Source organism: Streptomyces sp. NPDC028298 (genome assembly GCF_055565895.1).
In genome coordinates, this window is record NZ_JBVHTL010000005.1 from 113,794 (window position 1) to 136,515 (window position 22,722).

Annotated in this window: 17 protein-coding genes and 1 tRNA gene; 6 read left to right on the forward strand and 12 right to left on the reverse strand. The window is 72.9% G+C overall.

Annotated features, from left to right (window positions below; genetic code table 11):
- Positions 1–255 precede the first annotated feature (255 nt).
- Positions 256–4,581, forward strand: a complete 4,326-nt coding sequence (locus ACZ4TO_RS23215) for a hybrid sensor histidine kinase/response regulator (RefSeq protein WP_468025103.1) — start codon at positions 256–258, stop codon at positions 4,579–4,581.
- Between the two features lie 207 nt (positions 4,582–4,788).
- Here the strand turns inward: ACZ4TO_RS23215 and ACZ4TO_RS23220 are convergent, their stop codons facing one another.
- From ACZ4TO_RS23220 to ACZ4TO_RS23255, 8 genes are all read right to left on the reverse strand, one after another.
- Positions 4,789–6,444 (reverse strand): long-chain fatty acid--CoA ligase, encoded by a 1,656-nt coding sequence (locus ACZ4TO_RS23220; RefSeq protein ID WP_468025104.1) that lies wholly within the window; start codon positions 6,442–6,444, stop codon positions 4,789–4,791.
- A gap of 100 nt (positions 6,445–6,544) precedes the next feature.
- A complete protein-coding gene (locus tag ACZ4TO_RS23225; protein ID WP_382783007.1) occupies positions 6,545–7,153 on the reverse strand; it encodes a SigE family RNA polymerase sigma factor in 609 nt (202 codons plus the stop codon).
- A 484-nt stretch (positions 7,154–7,637) separates the two neighbouring features.
- On the reverse strand, positions 7,638–8,804 hold the full coding sequence (locus ACZ4TO_RS23230) for a lipid-transfer protein (protein ID WP_382783010.1): 1,167 nt from the start codon (positions 8,802–8,804) through the stop codon (positions 7,638–7,640).
- A complete protein-coding gene (locus tag ACZ4TO_RS23235) occupies positions 8,801–9,196 on the reverse strand; it encodes a MaoC family dehydratase (RefSeq protein WP_468025105.1) in 396 nt (131 codons plus the stop codon). The genes ACZ4TO_RS23230 and ACZ4TO_RS23235 overlap by 4 nt, the downstream gene beginning before the upstream one ends.
- Positions 9,193–10,287 carry an acyl-CoA dehydrogenase family protein gene (locus ACZ4TO_RS23240; protein ID WP_468025106.1) on the reverse strand — a complete coding sequence of 365 codons (1,095 nt, stop codon included), beginning with the start codon at positions 10,285–10,287 and terminating at the stop codon, positions 9,193–9,195. Before ACZ4TO_RS23240 ends, ACZ4TO_RS23235 begins: the two co-directional genes overlap by 4 nt.
- Position 10,288: 1 nt before the next feature.
- Positions 10,289–11,299, reverse strand: a complete 1,011-nt coding sequence (locus ACZ4TO_RS23245) for a bifunctional MaoC family dehydratase N-terminal/OB-fold nucleic acid binding domain-containing protein (RefSeq protein ID WP_468025107.1) — start codon at positions 11,297–11,299, stop codon at positions 10,289–10,291.
- A 131-nt stretch (positions 11,300–11,430) separates the two neighbouring features.
- Entirely contained in the window at positions 11,431–12,615 is a 1,185-nt protein-coding gene (locus tag ACZ4TO_RS23250) for an acyl-CoA dehydrogenase family protein (protein ID WP_385042936.1), read from the reverse strand.
- Positions 12,616–13,059: 444 nt separating this feature from the next.
- Positions 13,060–13,365: a hypothetical protein gene (locus ACZ4TO_RS23255; RefSeq protein ID WP_468025108.1), complete on the reverse strand. Its 306-nt coding sequence runs from the start codon at positions 13,363–13,365 to the stop codon at positions 13,060–13,062.
- A 371-nt stretch (positions 13,366–13,736) separates the two neighbouring features.
- Here ACZ4TO_RS23255 and ACZ4TO_RS23260 point away from each other — a divergent pair, with 371 nt between their 5' ends.
- Positions 13,737–14,642, forward strand: coding sequence for a bifunctional DNA primase/polymerase (locus ACZ4TO_RS23260; protein ID WP_468025109.1), 906 nt, complete (start codon positions 13,737–13,739; stop codon positions 14,640–14,642).
- 100 nt (positions 14,643–14,742) lie between these two features.
- Here the strand turns inward: ACZ4TO_RS23260 and ACZ4TO_RS23265 are convergent.
- A tRNA-Ser gene (locus ACZ4TO_RS23265) sits at positions 14,743–14,827 on the reverse strand.
- Between the two features lie 496 nt (positions 14,828–15,323).
- Here ACZ4TO_RS23265 and ACZ4TO_RS23270 point away from each other — a divergent pair.
- Entirely contained in the window at positions 15,324–16,154 is an 831-nt protein-coding gene (locus tag ACZ4TO_RS23270; protein WP_468025110.1) for a DUF2637 domain-containing protein, read from the forward strand.
- A 121-nt stretch (positions 16,155–16,275) separates the two neighbouring features.
- Here the strand turns inward: ACZ4TO_RS23270 and ACZ4TO_RS23275 are convergent, their stop codons facing one another.
- Positions 16,276–17,769, reverse strand: coding sequence for a S1C family serine protease (locus ACZ4TO_RS23275; RefSeq protein WP_385042932.1), 1,494 nt, complete (start codon positions 17,767–17,769; stop codon positions 16,276–16,278).
- A 257-nt stretch (positions 17,770–18,026) separates the two neighbouring features.
- On the opposite strand from ACZ4TO_RS23275, the gene ACZ4TO_RS23280 reads away from it, so the two are divergent.
- The 3 genes from ACZ4TO_RS23280 to ACZ4TO_RS23290 all read left to right on the forward strand — a co-directional run bounded on the left by ACZ4TO_RS23280 (position 18,027) and on the right by ACZ4TO_RS23290 (position 20,755).
- Positions 18,027–18,836 (forward strand): glycerophosphodiester phosphodiesterase, encoded by an 810-nt coding sequence (locus tag ACZ4TO_RS23280; RefSeq protein ID WP_468025111.1) that lies wholly within the window; start codon positions 18,027–18,029, stop codon positions 18,834–18,836.
- A 196-nt stretch (positions 18,837–19,032) separates the two neighbouring features.
- Complete coding sequence (locus ACZ4TO_RS23285; RefSeq protein WP_382783086.1) at positions 19,033–19,593, forward strand: ATP-binding protein; 561 nt, start codon at positions 19,033–19,035, stop codon at positions 19,591–19,593.
- 193 nt (positions 19,594–19,786) lie between these two features.
- Positions 19,787–20,755: a DUF5926 family protein gene (locus ACZ4TO_RS23290; protein WP_385042929.1), complete on the forward strand. Its 969-nt coding sequence runs from the start codon at positions 19,787–19,789 to the stop codon at positions 20,753–20,755.
- A 232-nt stretch (positions 20,756–20,987) separates the two neighbouring features.
- On the opposite strand, the gene ACZ4TO_RS23295 is transcribed toward ACZ4TO_RS23290, so the two are convergent.
- On the reverse strand, positions 20,988–21,581 hold the full coding sequence (locus tag ACZ4TO_RS23295; RefSeq protein WP_468025112.1) for a hypothetical protein: 594 nt from the start codon (positions 21,579–21,581) through the stop codon (positions 20,988–20,990).
- Positions 21,582–21,636: 55 nt separating this feature from the next.
- Positions 21,637–22,302 (reverse strand): bifunctional DNA primase/polymerase, encoded by a 666-nt coding sequence (locus ACZ4TO_RS23300; RefSeq protein ID WP_382783094.1) that lies wholly within the window; start codon positions 22,300–22,302, stop codon positions 21,637–21,639.
- Between the last annotated feature and the right edge of the window lie 420 nt (positions 22,303–22,722).

Here is a 22,722-nt window from a genome sequence, read left to right on the forward strand (position 1 = left end):
GGGAGACGGCGGACTCGGGACCGAGGACACGGCGAAGTCACGGTGATCTCACGGTGCTCTCACGGTTCCGTACGGTGAAATGCGTGGTCACAGGTTCTACGCCGCTTCTGCGTCTCATATGTGTGCGACCTCCCTCTCATCCGGCATCGCGAGCGCAACCTCTGCCCGTAGACTCCCTCGCGTGACACGCCGCGGACCGGTTGGCAAGATGGCCTCCGCGGGCGGCAAGGTGCGGTAACAGGGAGGAAGCGTCTCGTGAGCAGCAGGCCATCCCGAGGCGCTGCTCGCCTCGCAGCCATACTGGACGCGCTGCCGGATGCGCTGGTCCTGGTCAACGCCAACGGGACCGTCGTCAACGCCAACACGATCGCCCTGGAGGCCTTCGAGACCCCGGGCACCGCCCTGGTGGGCCGCGGGCTCCTCGATCTGCTGCCCGAGTTCGACTCGAAGCTGATCCCCGGCTCCATGCGGCGTCCCGACAGCACCGACGAGCGCGGGCGGACCAAGCCGACCCGGATGACCGCGCGGCGGACCGACGGCTCGGAGTTCCCGGTCGAGGTCACCAGCGCGAACCTGGAGAGCGGCCAGCAGGCCTACGACAACTACGGCCCTCTCCCCGACGAGCTGCTCATGCTCGTCGTACGCGATCTGTCGGGCACCGTCGACACCGAGGCCGAGCTCGCGCGCTCGCAGCGCCAGACCGAGATGATCCTGCGCGCCGCGGCCGAGGGCGTGGTCGGGACGGACACCGACGGCCGCGTCGTCCTCGTCAACCCCGCCGCCGCCCAGATCCTCGGATACCGCGCCAGCGACCTCGGCGGCCGGGAACTGCACACCCTGATCCTGCACTCGCGGGCGGACGGCGAGCCCTTCCCCTACGCGGAGTCGCCGCTCGCCGACACCCTGCGCTCCGGACGCAAGCACCGGGTGCGCGGCCAGGTGCTGTGGTCGAAGTCCGGGGACAAGGTGCCGGTCGACCTGACGACCTCTCCGGTGCGCGACGGGGACCAGCTCGTCGGCGCCGTCATGACCTTCACCGACCGGCGCCCGTACGACACCCTCGTCGAGGAGAAGGAGGCGGCCGACACCCGGCACGCCGAGGAGCTGGAGCGGCTCGGCGAGGAGCACACCGCCGAGCTCGAGAAGCTGCGTGAGCGGCACAGCACCGAACTCACCGAACTCACCGAGGGGCACGAGGAGGAAATCGCCGCCGGCGAGGAGCGGTACGCGGCGCTCGGCGAACGCGAGAAGGACCGCTACGAGGCGCTGGCCGCCCGGCACGAGCAGTTGCTCGCCGTCCTCGGCCACTCCCTGCGCGGCCCCCTGGACCAGCTCCGCGGCGAACTCGCCAAGCTCGCCGCCGACGACGCCGGGCAGCTCTGGCCCGAGGCCAACCAGGTGCTCCACCACCTCGCCGCCGGCTACTCGCGCATCACCACGCTCGTCGACAACGTCCTCGGCTACCAGCGGCTGGACGCGGGCATCGACACGATCTTCCGTACGAACGTGATGCTCGACGCCGTGGTCGCGGCCGGTGTCGAAGGCGCCGTCGACCTGATCGGTCCCGGCCGCGTGCAGTTCGCCGTGCACGCGCCGCCCATCGAGGCCGAGGTCGACCCGCAGCGTCTCGCGCGCGCCCTCGCCCACCTCGTCGCGGACGTCGCGGGCGTCGACGCGACCGGCAACGCGCCGGTGTCCGCGGGCGGTTACATGGACAACACGGTCGTCGTGGCGGCGGCGCAGCGCGGCGAGGTCGTCCGTATCGAGGTTCGCGGGCCGTACGCCGGGGGAGATCCGGTGCACGAGCCGATCGTGCGCGGGATCGTGCGCGCGCACGGCGGTGTGCTCCAGACGCACGAGGTGCCGGGGATGAGCGGCAGCGCGTACGTCCTCGAGGTGCCCATCGGCGGTGGGGCGGGCGCGGTCCCGTTCGACTCCGTGGTGCCCGTCGGCACCGAGATCGCCCTGGCCGAGCCGACCCCGCAGCAGAGCGGTGGCCGACGGCGGGCCCGGCGTGCCTCGACGGACGCCTTCCTGGAGAGCGAGGAGTCGGGGGAGTCCGGTCCGAACGCCGTCGAGGCGGCCGGCGCGACCGCTCCCACCGGGCGCCGTCGCCGGCGTGCCGCGGAGGAGCAGGCGGCGGTCGAGCCCGCGGTTCCGGCGCAGGAGCAGCAGGGCGACGCCTCCGAGGACGGCTCCGGCGGTACCGGACGGCGTCGTGGCCGGCCCAGCCCCGCCGACGGCACGGGTGCGGCCCCGGACGCGCCCGACGGGGTCTCCGAAGGTGCGGTCGTGATGGCGGGCGAGCACGGCGCGGGAACCGCGGCCGTGGGGTCCGGGCTGGGCGGGACGGTGCCTCCGCAGGGGGTGCCGGTGCCTTCCGGACGGCGTGCGCGCCGCGACGGCGAGCAGAACGCGCTGCCGGCCGCGCCCGCGGCCCCGGCCGACGGTCCCGGCGAGGACGACGGCTCCGCCGACGAGGCGGGGCGGCCGACCGGGCGGCGCCGCCGTGCGCTGGCCGAGGCGGCCGAGCGTGCCGCCGCGCAGGACACGGGCGCCCGTGCGGTGTTCGCGTTGCCGCCGGCCGAGGCGGACCGTTCGCCGGAGTACGTCCAGGCCGCCGCGCAGGCGCAGGCCGCGCAGGAACAGGCCGCCGAGGCCCACGCCGCCGAGGTCCAGGCCGCGCGGGCGCAGGTGGCCCAGGCGGCGCAGGACCAGGTTCAGGCCCAGGTGCAGGCCCAGGTCGCGCTGGCCCAGCAGCCCGACGGCCGCCACGACGCGATGCGGCACGACCCCGACGACGATCACACCCCGCCGCAGCCGCACCCGACCGCCGCCCCGACGGGGCGCCGACGTGCCCGTCAGCTCGCCGAAGGCGCGCCCGAAGCGGCGGGCGCGGCCCCCGCGCAGGCCCGTCCGGCATCGGGCGGTCCGGGACAGCCGGTCCCGGCACAGGGACTTCCCGGGCAGCAGCCCGTCCCGGCACAGGGAGTTCCCGGGCAGCAGCCTGTCCCGGCACAGGGACTCCCCGGACAGCCCGTACCGGCACAGGGACTCTCCGCTCAGCCGGTTCCGGCTCAGGGCGTTCCCGGACAGGCCGTTCCCGCGCAGGGTGTTCCCGGGCAGCCGGTTCCCGCTCAGGGACTTCCCGGACAGCCGGTTCCCGCTCAGGGACTTCCCGGACAGCCGGTTCCCGCTCAGGGCGTTCCGGGGCAGGCCGTCCCGGTCGCCGCGCAGCCGGGTGCCGCGTCCGGTCCGGCGGCCCAGCCCTGGCCCGACGCGAACACCACCGGCGCCGGTGCCCAGCCCGCGCTCCCGGCGGCGAACGCGGCGACCGCCGCAGCCGCGGCGACCACGGCGGCCCCGGCCGCCCAGGCGACTCCCGCCCCGCTCCCCCCGGAGCGCCCGGCCGCGCGGGTCGCCCAGCCGCTGCCCGCCGAGGCGGCGCCCGCGTCCGCCGCGGCCGACCCCAACTCGACGCAGGGCCGTGCCATAAGCGTGCGCACGCTCGGCCAGGGTGTTCCGTTCGCCCGCCAGGCCCCGGCGGCCCATCCCGGCAGCGGCGTGCAGGCCCCGACCCCTCCCCCGCACGCGACCAACGGCGCGGGCCGCCGCCGCAAGCTCGGCACGCCGCCCGAGCCCGCCGCCGAGCGCCCGGACACCGCCGCCCGCGCCCTTCCGCAGGGCGCCCAGCCCGGCGGGGGACCGCGGCGGCCCGGTACCACCGAGGGCGCCGGACGGTCCTACGCCATAGGAGCACCGGACGAGAACGCCGCCGAGGGCCCCGAGCCGCTCGACGGTCCCGGCGGTGCCGTCGAGGTCGCCGACCCGCCGCAGCCGCGGCCCGTGGACGACGAACTGCCCCCGGAGCCGCTGGACAACCCGCGGCGGCTGCTCGTGTGGCCGGCGCCCGACGCCGGCACCCAGCAGGCGCTGAGCGACCGCGGCTACCGGCCGGTCATCGTGAACTCCCGCGAGGAGGTCGACGCGCAGATCGCCGCGTTCCCCGCCGCGCTGTTCGTCGACCCGCTGACCGGACCGATCACCCGCACGGCGCTGCAGTCCCTGCGCCAGGCCGCCGTGGCCGCGGAGGTTCCCGTCCTGGTGACGGCCGGACTCGGACAGGCGACGCGCGAGGCGGCGTACGGCGCCGACCCCGCCGTACTCCTGAAGGCGCTCGCGCCGCGCGACTCCGAGCAGCACCCGCCGCGCGTGCTGCTCATCGAGGAGCACGCGGAGATCGCGCTCGCGCTGACGGCGACGCTGGAGCGGCGCGGGATGCAGGTCGCGCGCGCCTCGACGGACGAGGACGCGGTCACGCTGGCCGCGCAGATGCGGCCGAACCTCGTGGTGATGGACCTGTTGCAGGTACGGCGCCGACGGGCCGGGATCGTCGACTGGCTGCGTGCGAACGGGCAGTTGAACCGCACACCGCTCGTCGTCTACACCGCCGCCGTCGACGCCTCCGAACTGCCGCGGCTGGCGGCGGGGGAGTCGGTGCTGTTCCTCGCCGAACGCTCGACGAGCGACGAGGTCCAGGACCGGATCGTCGACCTCCTGGCCCGCATCGGCACCAACTAGGGCCGTACGAGAGCGCCGTGGGGCCCGGTACCGGAGCCGCCGGTACGGCCTCGGTACCCGAGCGTCGTAGGGCCCGGTACGGGAGCGCCGTAGGGCCCCGGTACGGGAGCGCCGTGGGGTTCTGCCCCGTACGACCGTGACACACGCGCAGGCCGGGTGGGGAGCCTCGGAGCTCCCCGCCCGGCCTGTGTGTTCACGTCGTCAGGGTCAGAGCTTGGTCACGTCCAGGCTGCCCTCGGCGTACCGCTTGCGGATCACCTTCTTGTCGAACTTGCCGACGCTCGTCTTCGGGACGGCCTCGACGATCGACCAGCGCTCGGGGAGCTGCCACTTGGCGATCTTGCCCTCGGCCGCGAGGAAGGCGCGCAGGGTCTCGAAGTCCGCGGTGGAGCCCTCCTTCAGGACGACGGTGGCCAGCGGGCGCTCGCCCCACTTCTCGTCGGGAACGGCCACGACCGCGGCCTCGGTCACGTCCGGGTGGGACATGAGGGCGTTCTCCAGGTCGACCGAGGAGATCCACTCGCCGCCCGACTTGATGACGTCCTTGGCGCGGTCGGTGAGGGTCAGGAAGCCGTCCGGGCTGATCGTGCCGACGTCACCGGTCTTGAGCCAGCCGTCCTCGCTGAACTTGTCGGCGGGGCGCAGCGGTTCCCCGTCGTTGCCGCCGTAGTAGGCGCCGGCGATCCACGGGCCACGGACCTCCAGCTCGCCCGCGGACTCGCCGTCCCACGGGAGACGTTCGCCGCCGGGGCCGGTCAGACGGGCCTCGACGCCCGCCGGGAAGCGGCCCTGCGTGAGACGGTAGGCGAACTCCTCCTCCGTGCCCACCGCGTGGGCCGGCGGACGGGCGACGGTGCCGAGCGGGGAGGTCTCGGTCATGCCCCAGGCGTGGCTGACCCGCATGCCCAGATCGTCGAAGGCGGCCATCAGCGAGGGCGGACAGGCCGAGCCGCCGATGGTCACCTGGGTGAGGGAGGAGACGTCACGGGGCTTGGCGGTCAGCTCGGCGAGCAGGCCCTGCCAGATCGTCGGGACGGCGGCGGCGTGCGTGGGCCGCTCGCTCTCGATCATCTCGGCGAGGGGCGCGGGCTGGAGGAAACGGTCCGGCATCAGCATGTTGATGCCGGACATGAAGGTCGCGTGCGGCAGGCCCCAGGCGTTGACGTGGAACTGCGGGACGACGACGAGGGTCGTGTCGTGGTCGGTGAGCCCCATCGACTGGGCCATGTTGACCTGCATGGAGTGCAGGTAGATCGAACGGTGGGAGTACACCACGCCCTTGGGGTCTCCGGTGGTCCCGGAGGTGTAGCACATGGCCGCGGCCTGCCGCTCGTCGATCTCCGGCCAGTCGAAGACCTCCGGCTTCCCGGCGAGCAGTTCCTCGTAGTCGTGCACCCGCACGCCCGTCCCGTCGAGCACCGAACGGTCGCCGGGGCCCGAGACCACCACGTGCTCCAGTGTCGGGAGGTGGGGGAGGAGCGGCGCGAGGAGCGGGAGCAGCGAGCCGTTGGCGATGACGACGCGGTCGGCCGCGTGGTTGACGATGAAGACGAGCTGCTCGGCCGGGAGGCGGAGGTTCAGGGTGTGCAGCACGGCGCCCATGGAGGGGATCGCGTAGTACGCCTCGACGTGCTCGGCGTTGTTCCACATCAGGGTCGCGACGCGCTCGTCGCCCGTCACCCCGAGGTCGTCGCGCAGGGCGTGGGCGAGCTGGTGCGCGCGGCGGCCGGCCTCGCGGAAGCTGCGGCGGTGCGGTTCGCCCTCGCCGGTCCAGGTCGTGATCTGCGACTCTCCGTGGATCAGCGCCCCGTGCTCCAGAATGCGGGTCACAGTCAGCGGTACGTCCTGCATCGTGCTCAGCACGGCGTCCTCCCGGGGGCGACATTGCCTACGCGGTAGTAATGGGTTGCGCTGATTCTGCGCACATACCGCGTGGTATGTCACTAGGCCCCGGAATGATCGATCACCGCGAGGCGTGCTCGGGGGCCGGGCGCCGGGCCTGTGGACGGGTGGCTTCCTGGCGGACGGGGAGCAGCTCGGGGTCCTCGCGCAGTTTCCCCAGTGCACGGGAGACCGCCGACTTGACCGTGCCGACGGAGACCCCGAGGACCTCCGCGGTCTGGGCCTCGCTCAGGTCCTCGTAGTAGCGCAGCACCACCATCGCGCGCTGCCGCGCCGGCAGCTTCATGATCGCCCGCCACATCGCGTCGTGCAGGGCCTGCTGTTCGGCGGGGTCGGCGGCCGGGAGCCCCTCCGGCTCGGGCAGCTCCTCGCAGACGAACTCGTCGACCTTGCGCTTGCGCCACTGCGACGTCCGCGTGTTCAGCAGGGCGCGCCGCACATAGCCGTCCAGCGCGCGGTGGTCCTCGATCCGGTCCCAGGCCACGTACGTCTTCGTCAGTGCCGTCTGCAGCAGGTCCTCGGCGTCGCTCGGGTTGGCGGTGAGCGACCGGGCGGTACGCAGCAGCACCGGCTGCCGCGCCTTCACGTACGACGAGAACGAGGGGTACGAAAGGGTCCGGGCCGCCCCGGTGGCGGCGTTCGAGGCGCTCGTGCAGACGAGTGGGGTCATGGCTCCACGCTAGGTTCGCCCCCTCGTCCGGCGGATCGGCCGCAGGTCCCGAAGCGGTGTCCGCCTCAGGTTGTAGAGACGGGGCCTGCCTCACCTCCTGAAGGTGGACAAGCGGGTCACCCCGTCTGAGGGTTCACCCCTGAGACGGTCGCCGGGCGCGGTTCTGTCCGGTGGGTGGGTCGGGGCCGCGCCGGTACATCAGCCCGTCGCCGTCGGGTGAGGAGTGACCGTCGGTGGCGACGGCCATCGATGTACCGCCACGTCCCCTGACGCCGGATCCCGCCTGCGGGTCCAGGGTCCAGACAGTTCCAGCCCCGGCCGGCGAAAGTTCAGCCCCTCCGGCGTTTGAGGAGCGGGGTCTGGGGCGGAGCCCCAGGTACGGGACGGGTAGGGGCGGAGGGGGCGAGAGAACAGGGGGGGCGCCCGGCCGGGCGGGTCGGTCCTTCGGGGCCGGGAAGTACGGGTGATTCCCCTGGCGGGGTTCTCAGGCGTCGGCGCCGAGGATCAGGCCCGAGGTCGGGACCCCGGTGCCCGCGGTCACCAGCACACGGCCGGCGCCGGGCACCTGGTTCACGGAGCTGCCCCGTAGCTGCCGTACACCCTCCGCGATCCCGTTCATCCCGTGCAGATACGCCTCCCCGAGCTGCCCCCCGTGCGTGTTCAGGGGCAGCCTCTCCTCGGCGACGAAGTCCGCGGCCTCCCCCGGCTTGCAGAAGCCGAACTCCTCGAGCTGCATCAGCACGAACGGGGTGAAGTGGTCGTAGAGGATGCCCACGTCGATGTCCGCCGGGCCCATCCCCGCGGTGCGCCACAGCTGCCGGGCCACGACGCCGGTCTCCGGAAGCCCGGTGAGGTCGTCACGGTAGAAGCTGGTCATCTGCTCCTGCGCCCGGCCCGCGCCCTGGGCGGCGGCGGTGACCACGGCCGGGGGGTGCGGCAGGTCGCGGGCCCGCTCCACGGAGGTGACCACCAGCGCCTGGCCGCCATCGGTCTCCTGGCAGCAGTCCAGCAGCCGCAGCGGCTCCACGATCCACCGCGAGGCCGCGTGATCCGCCAGGGTGATCGGTCTGCCGTGGAAGTACGCGGCCGGATTCGTCGCCGCGTACTTGCGGTCCACCACCGCGACATGGCCGAACGCCTCGGGAGTCAGTCCGTACGTGTGCAGATACCGCTGGGCCGCCATCGCCACCCAGGAGGCCGGGGTGAGCAGCCCGAACGGCAGGGCCCAGCCCAGGGCCGCGCCCTCGGCCGACGGCTCCCGCCGCTGCACCCCCGAGCCGAATCTGCGCCCCGACCGCTCGTTGAACGCCCGGTAGCAGACCACGACCTCGGCCACGCCGGTGGCGACCGCGAGCGCCGCCTGCTGGACGGTCGCGCACGCCGCGCCGCCGCCGTAGTGGACGCGCGAGAAGAAGGACAGCTCTCCGATCCCGGCGGCCTGCGCGACCGTGATCTCCGGGCTGGTGTCCATCGTGAACGTCACCAGACCGTCCACGTCGCCCGGCGTCAGGCCCGCGTCGTCGAGCGCGGCCCGCACCGCCTCGACCGCCAGCCGCAGCTCGCTGCGTCCCGAATCCTTGGAGAACGCGGTGGCCCCGATGCCCGCGATCGCCGCCCGGCCGCCGAGGCCGTCCCGCCTGCGCGCGCTCATGCGGCACCGCCCGCCGGGACCGTCACCGTCACCGTGCCCATGACGTGCCGGCCGACGCGGTTGGCGCCGAGGATCCTGACCGTCGCCGTGTCGCCCTCGACCTCCTCGACGGATCCGGTCAACACCATGGTGTCTCTCGGGTGGTTGGGGGCGCCCAGCCGGATCGCCACCCTGCGCAGCACGGCGTCCGGGCCGAAATGGTCGGTCACATACCGTCCGACCAGGCCGTTGGTCGTCAGGATGTTCATGAAGATGTCCGGCGATCCCTTCGCCCGCGCCAGTTCCGCGTCGTGATGGACGTCCTGGTAGTCCCGTGAGGCGATCGCCCCGGCCACGATCAACGTGCGGGTGATCTCGATCTCCAGCGGCGGCAGTACGTCGCCCACCCTCATGTCTCCACCTTCCCGTTCGCGATCAGCTCCCCCAGCTCCTGGAGCAGTTCGCCTCCACAGCCCAGATACGCGTCCAGTTGCCTGCCCCACAGGAAGTGCCGGTGCACGGGGTGCCCGAGGTCGGCGCCCGCCCCGCCGTGCAGATGCTGGCCCGCGTGCACCACGCGCCGGCCCGCCTCGGACGCCCACCAGGCGGCCGTGAGGGCGTGCGTCGCGTACGGCAGCCCCTCGTCGCGCCGCCACGCGGCCTCGTACGCCGTCACCCGTATCGCCTCGGTGTCCATGTACGCGTCGGCGGCACGCAGTTGGACTCCCTGCCGGGCCGCGAGCGGCTGCCCGAACTGCTCGCGCGCGTTCGTGTGCTCGACCGCCCGCGCCAGCGAACCCGCGCACACACCGGCCTGGAGCCCGGCGAACGCGGTACGGGCCGTCGCCAGGAGGTCCTCGCACGCGTCGGCCGCGCCCAGCGTCTCCCCCGGCGTCCCGTCCAGCGTCAGCCGCCCCGCCGACCAGGGCGCGGTCAGCTCGACCGGTTCGCTCGCCGCCGCCTCCGCGGTGCGCACCAGCCAGAGCCGGCGGTGGTCGTCGGCCACGAGCACATGGGTGGCGTCGCGCAGCCACGGCACGGCGGGAAGAACCCCGGTCAGCGTCCCGGAGGAGGAGAAGAGGGAGGGGGAGGGCGGCGCGGATCCGTAAGTGGAGGCGGGGGAGGGCGCCGGGGTCGACAGAACGGCTCCCGGGCCCGTTATGGCGCCGGTCACCACCACCGTCCCGTCGGCGATCCCCGGCAGCAGCCGTTCGCGCTGCTCCGGCGATCCGTGCCTCGCCACCGCGAGCAGCCCGTACACACAGCTCGCGGCGAACGGCACCTGCGCCGTGACGCGTCCCTGTTCCTCCAGCATCAGGACGAGCCCGAGGAGCCCGGTGTCCGCGACCGCCGCCACGAGTCCGGCGGCGCACAGCTCCTTCCACAGCCCGGCGTCGCTGCCCGTACCGGCCGCGGTGAGGCGTTCGTGGGTGGAGTGGTCGCCGAGGATCCGCGCGGCCAGCTCCACGGCGGCGGCCTGCTCCTCGGTGGGCGTGAAGTCCATGTCAGCCCTCCCTGCCCGGGCCGCCGACCGCAGCCGTGACGGCCCGGAAGACGGGCAGTTCCACGTCCTCGTCGTACCGCCGGAATTCGAGTCGCACCGGCATCCCGATCCGCACCGCGTCGTACGGCAACCCCACCACGTTGCTCACGATCCGCACACCCTCGGCGAGCTCGACCAGGGCCACCGCGTAGGGAGGGCCGAAGGCCGGGAACGGCGGATGATGCATGACGACGTACGAGTACACGGTCCCCTCACCGCCCGACTCGACCGTGTCCCAGTCCGGGCCGCCGCACGCCCCGCACCCGGGCAGCCACGGGAAACGCAGCGTCCCGCACGCCGTGCAGCGCTGGATGAGCAGCCGGTGCCGGCCGACGCCCTCCCAGAATCCGGCGTTGTCCCGGTTGACCACCGGACGCGGACGCCCGCTCCCGGGCCGCCCGGTGTCCGACGAGACCGGAGCCGCGTCCGCTCCTCGCGGACTCCGGCGGGCGGGCGCGTACTTGAGGATGCGGAACCTGTGCGTCCCGGCGAGCTCGCCGCCCGCCCGGATGTCCATGCGCGTGGTGACGAAGTACCCGGTGCCCAGCTTGGTCGTCTTGCGTCCGGACACCGACTCGATCATCGAGTCGAAGGTGATCTCGTCCCCGGGGCGCAGCGGCCGCAGATACTCCTGTTCGCAGTCGGTGGCGACGATCGAGGTGTATCCGGCGCCGTCGAGCAGGGCGAACAGCTCGTCGTAGGTCTCGGAGCGGCCGGGCCGGTCGGCGTGGCCGGAGAGGCCGCTCATCGTCCACACCTGGAGCATGGTGGGCGGGGCCACCGCGTCCGGCCCCGTGTACGCCGGGTTGGTGTCGCCCATGGCCTCGCACCAGTGGCGGATCATCGGCGCGTTGACCGGGTCCCTGCCGACGCCCCCGGCCGTGGCCGAACGCCCCTCGTACTCCTTCAGACGCGCCGACAACTCGTCCCCGTCGGGGGCTATACCCCTGTCCCCGGCCCCGTCGGGCGCCACGCCCCTGTCCCCGGCCCCGGCCCCGGTTTCGGCCCGCACGGTCTCGTCCCGCCGCCCCTCTTCCCCCGCCACGCCGCCGGGCGCCTTGCCGTGCCCCGTCGCCGGGCCCTCGCCCGGCGTGCCCCGGCCGCTCACCGCCGGCCCCGCCTCATGCCGAGCCGCATCGTCGCGACGATCTCCCGTTGCACCTCGCTCACCCCGCCCCCGAACGTGTTGATCTGGGCCGCCCTGTTCATCCGCTCCAGTCCGCCGCCCCCGAACGCCCCGGCGGAACCGGAGCGGAGCATGGCCTCCGGTCCCACGACGTGCTGGCACATCCGGTACACCGCGACCGCGGACTCGGTCCCCATGACCTTCACGCCGCTCGCGTCCCCGGGAGCCGGCCCGCCCGCGCCCACGTCCCCCACCAGACGCCAGTTGAGCAGGCGGGACGCCGCCAGCCGGGCATGCACCTCGGCGAGCTGGAAGCGCACCCACGGCTCGTCCGCCGCGCGCCGCCCGGTCACCGGGTCAGGGGTGCGGGCCGCCTCCAGCGCGGCCGCGTAGAAGTCCTCGGCCTGCATGCCGATCGCGGCGAGCGCGACCCGCTCGTGGTTGAGCTGGTTCGTGATGAGTCCCCAGCCGCCGTTCTCCTCGCCGACGAGGTTCCCGGCCGGGACGCGGATCCCGTCGTAGTAGGTCGCCGTGGTGGTCTGGCCGCCCACGGTCTCGATCGGTGTCCACGAGAAGCCGGGGGCGTCGGTGGGGACGAGCAGGATCGAGATGCCGCGGTGCCGGGGCGCGTCCGGGTCGGTCCGGCAGGCGAGCCAGATCCAGTCGGCGTTCTGGGCGTTGGACGTGAAGATCTTCTGCCCGTCGATCCGCCAGGATCCTCCCCCGGCACCGTTCTCGCCGGTCTCGCGGACGGCGCGGGTGCGCAGCGAGGCGAGGTCGGTGCCGGCCGACGGTTCCGAGTACCCGATGGCGAAGACGAGTTCGCCCTTCAGGATGCGCGGCAGGAAGAACTCCTTCTGCTCCTGGCTGCCGTACTTCATGAGGGTCGGTCCGACGGTGTTCAGCGTGACCATCGAGACGGGTGCGCCGGCCCGGTGGGCCTCGTCGAAGAAGACGAACTGCTCGTCCGCTCCGCGCCCCTGCCCGCCGTACTCGACCGGCCAGCCGAGCCCGAGCAGACCGTCGGCTCCGATGCGGCGCAGCAGTTCCCGCTGCCGGGCGGGCTCGTCGGCGGGCGGCGGTCCGTCCGGCATCAGATCCCTGAAGTACGTGCGGAGTTCGGCGCGCAGCCGCTGCTGGCGCTCGGTGGGGGCGAGGTGCACGGCGGCGGCCCTCCCGGACCTCGTACGAACAAGGTTTTCTGACTGTCCGTCAGATACCTTTGAGTGTCAAGGTCGTCGGCCGGTCCCGGGAACCCGTGGGCGGGACCCTGGGAACAAGGGGGCCGAGCCCGGGAACGCGTGGGGTGAGCCCGGGAACACGCGGGCCAAGCCCGGGAACACGTCCGCGCGACAGCGCCTGAGCACCGTCGCGCGGACCTTGCGTCCCCCGCCCTACCCCACCCGCGTCCCCCGCCTCACCTCACCCCGAATCCCCCGCCCCGACAGCCCCTTGCCTCACCCCACCCCGCGCATCACCCCCGCCCCGGAACCCCACCCGACCAGGACCCCCGCCCCGCCAAGAGGCCCCCAACCCCCGCCCCACGAAGAGACCCCCGACCCTCAGCCCCCAGCCCCCAGCCGACGGACGTCCCTCGGCCCCGCCCGTCAGAGCCCGCCGAAGCTGACGAGGACGTTCGAGTTGCCCTGGTTGAGGGCCGTGGGCGCGGAGCCGTTCACCTGGGCCGTGTTGCTCTGGTTCGAGGATCCGGTGCCGACCGCCTGTTGTTGGGTGACGGAGGAGTTGCCGCTGTTGTCGCGCCCGACCCCGCCCCCGGCGGTCGCCGCTCCCGCGTTCGAACCGGTGTCCGCGACGGCGCCGTTGTCCGCCGCGGCGACCCCGGTGAACAGGGCGGCGGCCAGCGGCAGGGCCGCGGCGGTGGCGAGAACGCGAGCGGTACGGATGCTTGCCATGCGAGTTCCTCCAGAAGCGGTTGCACGCACCGGCGGTGAGCCGGGACGTACGCGAAATACGGCTTGTTCCGAGGCGGTCGGCCTGCCGCCTCGGCGCTGTCCACGACGTCGCGAGTCCAGAGTTGCCCAGGTCGTCCCGGGCGAACCACACCGGAAGCGGCTAATCCCCCTCAAGCGTGATGACATGTCGATAAACCACCTTCACGCACGTGGAACCCCTGCTCAGCCCCTGTGTGGCGCGGGGATCCGGGCCCCGCAACGGCCGAAGCGTTTCGGCACCTTTCCAGCCATTCCCGCCTCTCACCCGACCGGCTCCCGCACGAGCCCGAGGAGCCCTTCCTTTTCTCGAACACTCGTACGATTATGGATCCATGGCCACCATCGACCGGCGGGCCACCACTCTGGCCCTGGCTCACGCTCTGTCCGCGGCCGAGCGCGGACTCGCGGTGATCCCGTTGTCCCGCACGAAGCTCCCGGCCCTGCGCTCCCCCCACCGCGACGACCCCGACCCCCGCCCGTGCCACGGCGAATGCGGCCGCTTCGGGCACGGCGTGTACGACGCCTCGACCGAACCCCGGCGCATCCGCGAGCTCTTCGCCGCCGCCCCCTGGGCCACCGGCTACGGCATCGCCTGCGGGCTGCACCCGCACCACCTCATCGGCGTCGACCTCGACACCAAGTCCGACACCGACTCCTCGACCGCACTGCGCGAACTGGCCCTGCGTCACCTGTTCACGATCCCGGACACGGTCGTCGTCGTGACCCCCAGCGGCGGCCGCCATCTGTGGCTGAGCGGACCGCCGGACGTCGTCGTCCCCAACTCGGCCAGCCGGCTCGCCCCCGGCATCGACATCCGCGGCGCCGGCGGCTACCTCGTCGGCCCCGGCTCACGCACCGAACAGGGCGTGTACGGGACGGCTCCCGGCACCTCCGGGCTCGCGCCCGCGCCCTGCCCGCCCGAACTCCTGCGCCTGCTCCTGCCCCCGCCCACGCCTCCGGCCCGCGACCGCCGCTCCACGGACTCCGGGCACTCCACGCAGTCCGCGAACGAACGACAGGGCCAGGGGCTGGTCCAGTTCGTCCTCGCCGCGCACGAGGGCCAGCGCAACACCCGTCTCTTCTGGGCCGCCTGCCGCGCCTACGAGAACGGGTTCGGCCCCCAGCTCACCGCCCCGCTCGTCCGGGCGGCCATCAGCACGGGCCTGACCGAACGGGAGGCCCGCTCCACGATCGCCTCGGCGGCCCGGATGACCGCCTCATCGCCCCGCCAGGGGTGAGGCGGTGAGGGATCCCGCACCGGGTGGACGCGGCACGGCCCGCGGCGGACGGACACGACGGAGGCCCCCGACCATCTACCGGTCGGGGGCCTCTCACCTGCGGTGGGTGTGGGATTTGAACCCACGGTGACTCGCGCCACGACGGTTTTCAAGACCGTTCCCTTAGGCCGCTCGGGCAACCCACCCCGCTCCCGCCCAGGCGGGTGGAGCGGGTACAGAGTACCCGGCTGCGAGCGGGTCGCGGGGGCATGGTCCACAGCGGATCCACCAGTGCCGATCCGGCCCGCGGGAGTCACCGGCCGGGCACCCGCGGGGGCCGCCCGGCGCCACGCCGGACGACCTCGGCCGACGTACCCGAAAAGCCGCTTTGGTGAATACTTCCGCCGCCGCGCGCTCACTCGATTGCCGCACACCTGGAGGCGGGGGAGCCGCGTTAGCGGAGCATGGCGAAAGCAAGATCTCTCGCTCCGACCGTCTCTGGAGCGACGACAGAGCGGCCGGTCCCGACCCTCGCGGCATCGGCCCGCACGGCCTCGGCCCCGGACCCGTCCCCCGCCGTACCGGCCGGGCGGAGGGCGGGCGCGCGCATCACCGCGTGCGCCCCGGCCGCGGGCAGCAGACCTTCGCCCGCGGCCCGCCCACGCCGTCGCCACAGCGCTCACACGACCGGGGCGAGCTCCGGTGAATGACGACTACCCGAACCTCTCGTTCGCCCGCTACGGCCAGCATCCCGGGTATCCCGCCGGGACGGAGACCGGCCCGTACGGCGATCCCGTGACCGGCCTGAACGAACAGGGCTGGGACCCCGTCGAGGAACTCACCTACCTCCTGCAGGACGCCGCGGCGGCGGACCAGGAGGCCACCGTGCCGCCCCCGCGCAGCGAGCCGGACTACACGGACGAGTTCACCGGCGACCTCACCGGCGACCCGATGGACAACCTCGTGCAGATCACCGCCGAGCTGCCGCCCATCCGGCGCTCCTCGGCCGGGCACCGCAAGGTTCGGGTCCGCAATCCCCGCAACTGGCTGCAGACCGTCAGCTTCGTGCTCGCCGCGGTCGCCGCCGCCACCGTGTCGATGGTGAGCGTCTTCAGCGGCATGGTGGCCTACTCGCCGCTGCAGCGCATCGCCTCCAACGCGCAGAGCGGCACCGGGCCCTGGTGGCCGCTTCTGATCTACGGCCCCTGGATGGTGGCCTCGCTCTCCATCCTGCGAGCGGCCCTGCACCAACGCCGGGCCGTGCACTCGTGGTACGTGGTTCTGCTGTTCTCGTCCGTCGCCATGATGTTCTGCGTGGCCGACGCCCACCAGACGATCACCGGTGTGGCCACCGCCGTCGTCCCCGCCCTCGCGTCGTTGACCTGCTTCCAGCAGTTAATCCGTCAGATCACGCTGACCCGGCCGCCCCGCCAGAGCACGTCCCGCCACCGGCAGCGCCCCGTGCCGCCCGTACCCCCCGAGCGCGCGAGCGGCAAGAAAGGGGCGTCGTCCACGAAGAAGCCCCGCGTCTGATCCGTACCGGGGCGCGGCCCGTGCAACCCGTATCGGGGCGCGGCTCGCTCCCGGCGCCCGGACCATACGCGGAAGGGGTGCCTCCCCGAGGAGGCACCCCTTCGCGTTCAGGACCGGACGGTCAGCTGTCGCCCTCGCGGGAACCGAGGGTGACGTCGACCGTGTGGGTCTTGCCGTCGCGCGTGTAGGTGAGCTTGACGGTGTCGCCCGGCTTGTGGGTCCAGATCGCGCCGATCAGGGTCGGGCCGCTGTCGATCACCATGTCGTCGAGCTTGGTGATGACGTCGCCGGGCTTGAGGCCCGCCTTGGCGGCCGGACCGCCGGACTCGACCGCCGAGGCGCCGCTCGCGCCCTGCTCGGTGATCTTCGCCCCGCCGGTGCCCTCCTCCAGGGAGACCGAGGCGCCGATCTTCGCGTACACCGGCTTGCCGGTCTGGATGAGCTGCTGGGCCACGTGCTTGGCCTGGTTGATCGGGATCGCGAAGCCGAGGCCGATGGAACCGGACTGGCCGGAGCCGCCGAGACCGCCGCTGCTCGACGACTGGATCGCCGAGTTGATGCCGATCACCGCGCCCGAGGCGTCGAGCAGGGGACCGCCGGAGTTGCCCGGGTTGATCGAGGCGTCCGTCTGCAGGGCGCTCATGTACGAGGACTTGCTGCTGGCGCTGCCGTCACTGGAGGCGACGGGGCGGTTCTTGGCGCTGATGATGCCCGTGGTCACGGTGTTGGACAGGCCGAAGGGAGCGCCGATCGCGATCGTGGAGTCGCCGACGGCCACCTTGTCGGAGTCGCCGAGGACGAGCGGCTTCAGGTCCGAGGGCGCGTTCTTCAGCTTGATGACCGCGACGTCGTACCCCTGCGCGTGGCCGACCACCTCGGCGTCGTACTTCTTGCCGCTCGGGAAGGTGGCGGTGAGCTTGCCGCCGTCGACCGCGTCCGCCACCACGTGGTTGTTGGTGAGGATGTGGCCCTGCTTGTCGAAGACGAAGCCGGTGCCGGTGCCGCCCTCGCCGTTGGTGCTCTGGGCCTCGATGGTGACGGTGCTCGGCAGCGCGTTGGCCGCGACGTTCGCGACCGTGCCCGAGGCGCGCTTGACCTCGCCGCTGCTGCTCGGGGCGGAGACCGTCGTCGAGTCGGTGGAGCTGTCGTCGTTCTTGGCCAGCGAGTAGCCGATGCCGCCGCCGACACCGCCGGCGACCAGCGCGGCCACCAGGACGGCGGCGATCAGACCGCCGCGCTTGTTCCTCGGCTTCGGCGCGGGCTGCTGGTAGGAGGAACCCCACCCCCCGCCGTCACCCGAGCCGCCGCCGTCGGCGTACGACGGGGTGGCGGGCGGCGGAGGCGGCCAGCCCGCTTCGGGGGCGGAGCCCTGGGTCGGCGCCTGTCCGTAGGGGTCGGCCCCCTGTCCGGCGCCGTTCGACGCGTACGCCGGCATGCCCGCGGGCGCCGACTCGTGCTGCGGTGCACCGGGAGTGCCGGGCACCGCGGGGATCGGAGCGGTCGGCGCGCTCCCCGGGTGCGAGGCGCCCTGCGCGGAAGCAGCGGGAGTTTCCACCGGCACGGGGGGTGCGGACGGGGCCGGGGGTACTGCGTTGCCCTCGTTCTCGGTGCTCACAGCTCTTCTCCTCGATCCACGGCTGTTGTTCTCGGTCGCACTCGGTCACGCCCACTCACACTTGTCGATGGCCCGGCGCGATTCAGCTGTGCATGTGCTTTTGTACGCCGTCAGCTTTTCCCACAGGGCGTCAGGGCACCATAAGCGGTGGCTGTGCGTCCGAGGCCATCCTTTATAACGGACTTTTATTACCAAAAGGAATGTCTTGCGACATATCTCACCTCACACGAGTCCGGCGACGATGGCACCATGACGCGGTGACCCTCGCACGACAGCACCCGATCCAGGTCGTCGCCCACCGCGGAGCCTCCGAAGAGGCTCCCGAGCACACGCTGGCCGCTTACAAGAAGGCGATCGAGGACGGTGCGGACGCCCTCGAGTGCGATGTACGGCTGACCGCCGACGGCCATCTCGTCTGTGTCCACGACCGCCGCGTGAACCGGACGTCCAACGGCCGCGGAGCCGTCTCCGCCCTGGAACTCGCCGAACTCACCGCACTGGACTTCGGCTCGTGGAAGAACCGCGACGAGTCGCCCGACTGGGAACACGCGCCGGGAAGCCTGACGGACACCTCCGTCCTCACCCTGGAGCGCCTGCTCGAACTCGTCGCCGACGCCGGCCGCCGCGTGGAGCTGGCCATCGAGACCAAGCACCCGACCCGCTGGGCGGGCCAGGTCGAGGAGCGGCTGCTCCCGTTGCTGAAGCGTTTCGGCCTGGACGCCCCCGTCTCCCCCGCCGAGTCCGCGGTACGGGTCATGAGCTTCTCGGCGCGCTCGCTGCACCGCGTCCGGGCCGCGTCCCCGACGCTGCCGACGGTCTATCTGCTCCAGTTCGTCTCCCCCCGGCTGCGGGACGGACGGCTGCCCGCCGGTGTCCGGATCGCGGGCCCCTCGATGCGCATCGTCCGCAACCACCCCGGGTACATCGAACGGCTGAAACGCGCCGGTCACCAGGTGCACGTCTGGACCGTGAACGAGCCCGAGGACGTCGATCTCTGCGTTGAGCTGGGCATCGACGCCATCATCACCAACCGCCCGCGCGCGGTGCTGCGCCAACTGGGCCGCTGACCTGGCCCGGCCCGGGGCCGGCAACCCCCCGGAAAACACCGTGATCGTTCATCGGAAACCATCAAGAACCGGCCACCCGGTCACAGGGAGTGCTCCGGCGCGTTCTTTCCGCAATCGATCGTTACGAGTGCGTCAGCAGACGTCGACTGGCCGGTTTCCGGTCCAGTCCAGAGGGGCATTCACACCGTGGCGTGGGGTGAAGGAGGTCTCGGGGGTGGCGTTGGTGGTGGCACAGGAGGTGCCCACGTCGTCGAGCATGGCCGTACCCCATGGCCCTGCGGGCGTGGGGGAAGCAAGACACCGGATGCGCGATCAACTGCGTTCGGGGGGCGTGGCGGAAACGGTCATCGACGATGCCGTACTGATCCTTTCCGAGCTGCTCAGCAACGCGTGCCGTCATGGCAGGCCCCTGGGCGACGCCTTCGCGGGCGACGGGAACGTGCGCGCGGCCTGGCGTGTCGATCCGGCCGGCCGGCTGACGGTCGAGGTTACGGACGGCGGCGGCCCGACCCGCCCCGTGCCCGCCACCCCGTCGGTCACGGCGCGCGGCGGCCGGGGGCTGAACATCATCACGGCGCTCGCCAAGGACTGGGGCGTCCGGGACGACGTCCACGGCGAGGTCACCGTGTGGGTGGTCGTCCAGGACGACGTGCAAAGGGCGCACCGGCACGACGACTTCGCTACGCGCGTCGCGTCACCGAGGGTGTCCGGGATCCCCGATCTGGAATTCGTGGACGCCTTCGACGACCTCGACTGAGGGCCTCCGGCGACCTCGGCCGGGCCGGACCCGGCGACGGGACGGCCCCCGCCCGGGGACGTGGCCGGGACGCGCGGACGGGGCGCCGGGGATGGGACGACGCGGTGCGTTGTCCACAGGATCCCGTCCGTCTCCGTACGAACGGCTAGGCTCGCGCCAGTACGAGACGAGCCGTGATCGGGAGACACCCACGATGGCCAAGAAGCGACCCCAGACGAAGGCCAAGCAGCCGCAGTTGACGGACGGCGGCGAGATCCCGGTCGTCGGAGCCCGCGAGCCCTGCCCCTGTGGCAGCGGCCGCCGGTACAAGGCCTGCCACGGCCGCACCGCCGCGCACGCGGCGACCGAGCTGGTGCACCGCCCGTTCGAGGGCCTGGCGGGCGAGGGCGACTGGGTCGCGCTGCGCGAACTGGTGCCCGCCGCGACGGTCGCGCTGACGCTCAAGGAGAGCCTGCCCGAGGGCGTCCCCTCGGTCACCCTCGCCACGGTCCTGCCGATGGCGTGGCCCGCGCTGCGCCGCGAGGACGGCTCGGTGCTGCTCGGCCTGCAGAACGACACGTCGTCGGGCGACATCAGCCGCGACCTGGCCGACACCCTCCAGCGGGCGCTCGTCGCGCCGCCCGGCACCCCGGTCGAGGGACGGCGCGCCCCGGCGGACGGTCCCCGGCTCCAGGACCTGCTCGACCCCGAAGGCCCCTTCGAGCCGGTCGTGCACAGCGGCTTCGAGTTCTGGGTCCCGGACGCGGAGAACGCGACGCCGGAGGTGACCGCCTCCCTGGAGCGGGCGAACGCCGCCGCCATCCCGACGGTGAAGCTGTCCGGGGTGGACGCCGCCTACTGGTGCGAGACGCCGGACAAGAACCACCTGCGCTGGGTCATGCCCCACGCCGAGGAGCGGCTTCTGGACGCTCTCGCGCGGCTGCACGCCGAGGGTCGTTCGAGCCTCGGGGAGGGCACCCGGCTGGTGGGTTCCTTCCGCGCGCACGGGCTGACGGTGCCGGTCTGGGACCTGCCGAGCGGTGTCACGGCGGACGACGTGGAGAAGCCGGCGGCCGAGTTCGCCGAGCGCCTCGCCACCGCTCTGGCCATGGACGCGCCGCTGACGGCGGACGAGCGCCGCGCGCGCGGGGGGCTCACCAACCGCCAGGTGACCCTCAGCTAGTCCACAGCGAACCCACAGGACGGGAAACTGACCGACCGGTCAGCTCGTCAGGGCCTCGAAAACGGGTGACTCCTGTCACAACTCCCCGTTGTGACAGGTAAATCCGTGTCCGAATAGCCGAGATCGAATTTGCGAACCGCCGATCTCTTGTTACCGTTCGAGTAGCCCGGTTGCTGGTGCATCCCCCGTCGCCAGCAACCGGGTCTTTCCATGTTCGGAATCCCGAACAATATCAATCGGCTTGCCCGCGGACCGAGTTGCTTCCCGAGCGCAGCAGCAGCGGCCCGTCGCCGCTCCTCGCGAATTCCGCTACCGCCGAGTAGACCCCCGGATCCCCCGCCGCGTGTTCCCTGGGCGTCTCGCACGCTCCCGGGTCGTCCTCCTCGTCCACGGCGCAGTTCATCTGCACGGTGCGGCCGCCGGGGCCCATCAGCGTCAGGGCGGAACTCAGCGCCTCGCCGGTCGTGTTGCGGTAGTAGGTGCGCGCCCAGGTCTCCTCGCCCTGCGTCAGGACACAGGTCTGTGCCTCGACGCCGTCGGGCGAGGAGAGTTCGGGGCCGCACCGGGCGGCGGTGGCGAGACCGAGGCCGAGCCGCAGGGGAGAGCGCCGGGGTCCGGGCGAGGGCGGCCGGTCGTCCGCCGGAGCCGCCGCGCGGACGGTCGCCGATGGGCCGGCGTCGCCCGCCGGGCCGGCCGAGGCCACGGCCAGCGGCAGGGCGAGGACGACCACCACGGCTCCGGCCAGGGCCACCAGGCGGGCTCTTCGGGGGTCCGGCCCACCGCCCGAGGGCACCTCGGCCCCGTGAGCCCCGGAATGACGCTGCATGGGCGGACGATAACGAGCGGGGGAGGGCGCGCGGCGCGCCGCGCGCCGGACGCCCCTACAACTCGGGCGCGCTCACACCCGTACGAGTGAGTGCCTCGACGACGGCATCCACCACGGCCTCCACGTCGGGCACCCAGGGGGCGGCCGAACCGGGCAGCGGAGCGCGCTCCCAGCGGATCTGGCCCTGGCCCGTCTCGGACGGCGGCAGCGCGATGTAGCCGCCGTCGCCGTGGAAGCGCAGGGAGCCGGGGACGAAGTCCTTGGCGTAGAGCAGCTCGCCGAGCTGCTCCATGGAGTACGGGGCGACGAGGATCGCCCAGCGGGAGGGGGACGCGACGACCGGGCCGAGGCGCATGCCCGTGCGGTCGAGGGCGTCGAGGGCGCGGGCCGCCGCGACGGCGGGCAGGCTCACCGCGCACGGGGCGCCGCCGCCGGTGGCCAGCACGATGGGGGCCGAGGGCCGGTTCGTCCACCACCAGCGCACCATGCGCTCGTCCGTGGTGGCCGCGAGGAGGCCGGGGTCGAAGGGATGGGCGCCCGGCACCGTGCACTCCGGGTCGGGGCAGCCGCAGCGGGCACGCCCCTGCGGGTCGGCCGCCACACCCGGGAGTACGGGCCACCGCCATGCGGCCGCGAACGTCAGGGCCGCGCTGAGCATCTCAGGCCTCCCGTTGTTTCGCTTGGACAGGAGCCTGCGTCGCCTTCCGAGGATCTCGCGCATGAGCGCTCGTTCCTTTCCGTTGCACGCCTGGCAACACCGAGGATCACATCACACCATGTGTCGATCACTTCACTGTGCGTACCTGCTGGCGCATCACACCCCTGCTGGAGACAAGGGGAACCCCTCTGGGCCGAGCATGTGGCTGTGTCCGCGCCCATACCGCGTACATCCAAAGCATGGGCATGGCGTGGGGTGGCGGCGCCTGGCGTTTTACGTCCCGCGTATTCCTAGCCGCCTCCGCCACGGGAGGATGGGGCACGGTCGTCGGTGGTTAAGACGCCCGGGTCCGTCGCCAGGTTCCGGGCGGATCTCAACCACCCCTGGCCTTCACCGAGTACGTACCCATCACGACCGCTGTGACGCTCCGTCGAACGAGGCCAGTCGACCTCAATAAGCCGTTGCCCGAGTCAGTTTTAGGCC

Bases quoted from the DNA above. Each gene is read 5' to 3' on its own strand.
- ACZ4TO_RS23260 (WP_468025109.1), top strand. From the start codon at position 13,737: ATGGCCACCATCGACCGGCGGGCCACCACTCTGGCCCTGGCTCACGCT.
- ACZ4TO_RS23235 (WP_468025105.1), bottom strand. From the start codon at position 9,196: ATGAGGGTGGGCGACGTACTGCCGCCGCTGGAGATCGAGATCACCCGC.
- ACZ4TO_RS23240 (WP_468025106.1), bottom strand. From the start codon at position 10,287: ATGGACTTCACGCCCACCGAGGAGCAGGCCGCCGCCGTGGAGCTGGCC.
- ACZ4TO_RS23290 (WP_385042929.1), top strand. From the start codon at position 19,787: ATGGCCAAGAAGCGACCCCAGACGAAGGCCAAGCAGCCGCAGTTGACG.
- ACZ4TO_RS23300 (WP_382783094.1), bottom strand. From the start codon at position 22,302: ATGCGCGAGATCCTCGGAAGGCGACGCAGGCTCCTGTCCAAGCGAAAC.
- ACZ4TO_RS23230 (WP_382783010.1), bottom strand. From the start codon at position 8,804: ATGAGCGCGCGCAGGCGGGACGGCCTCGGCGGCCGGGCGGCGATCGCG.
- ACZ4TO_RS23295 (WP_468025112.1), bottom strand. From the start codon at position 21,581: ATGCAGCGTCATTCCGGGGCTCACGGGGCCGAGGTGCCCTCGGGCGGT.
- ACZ4TO_RS23255 (WP_468025108.1), bottom strand. From the start codon at position 13,365: ATGGCAAGCATCCGTACCGCTCGCGTTCTCGCCACCGCCGCGGCCCTG.
- ACZ4TO_RS23225 (WP_382783007.1), bottom strand. From the start codon at position 7,153: ATGACCCCACTCGTCTGCACGAGCGCCTCGAACGCCGCCACCGGGGCG.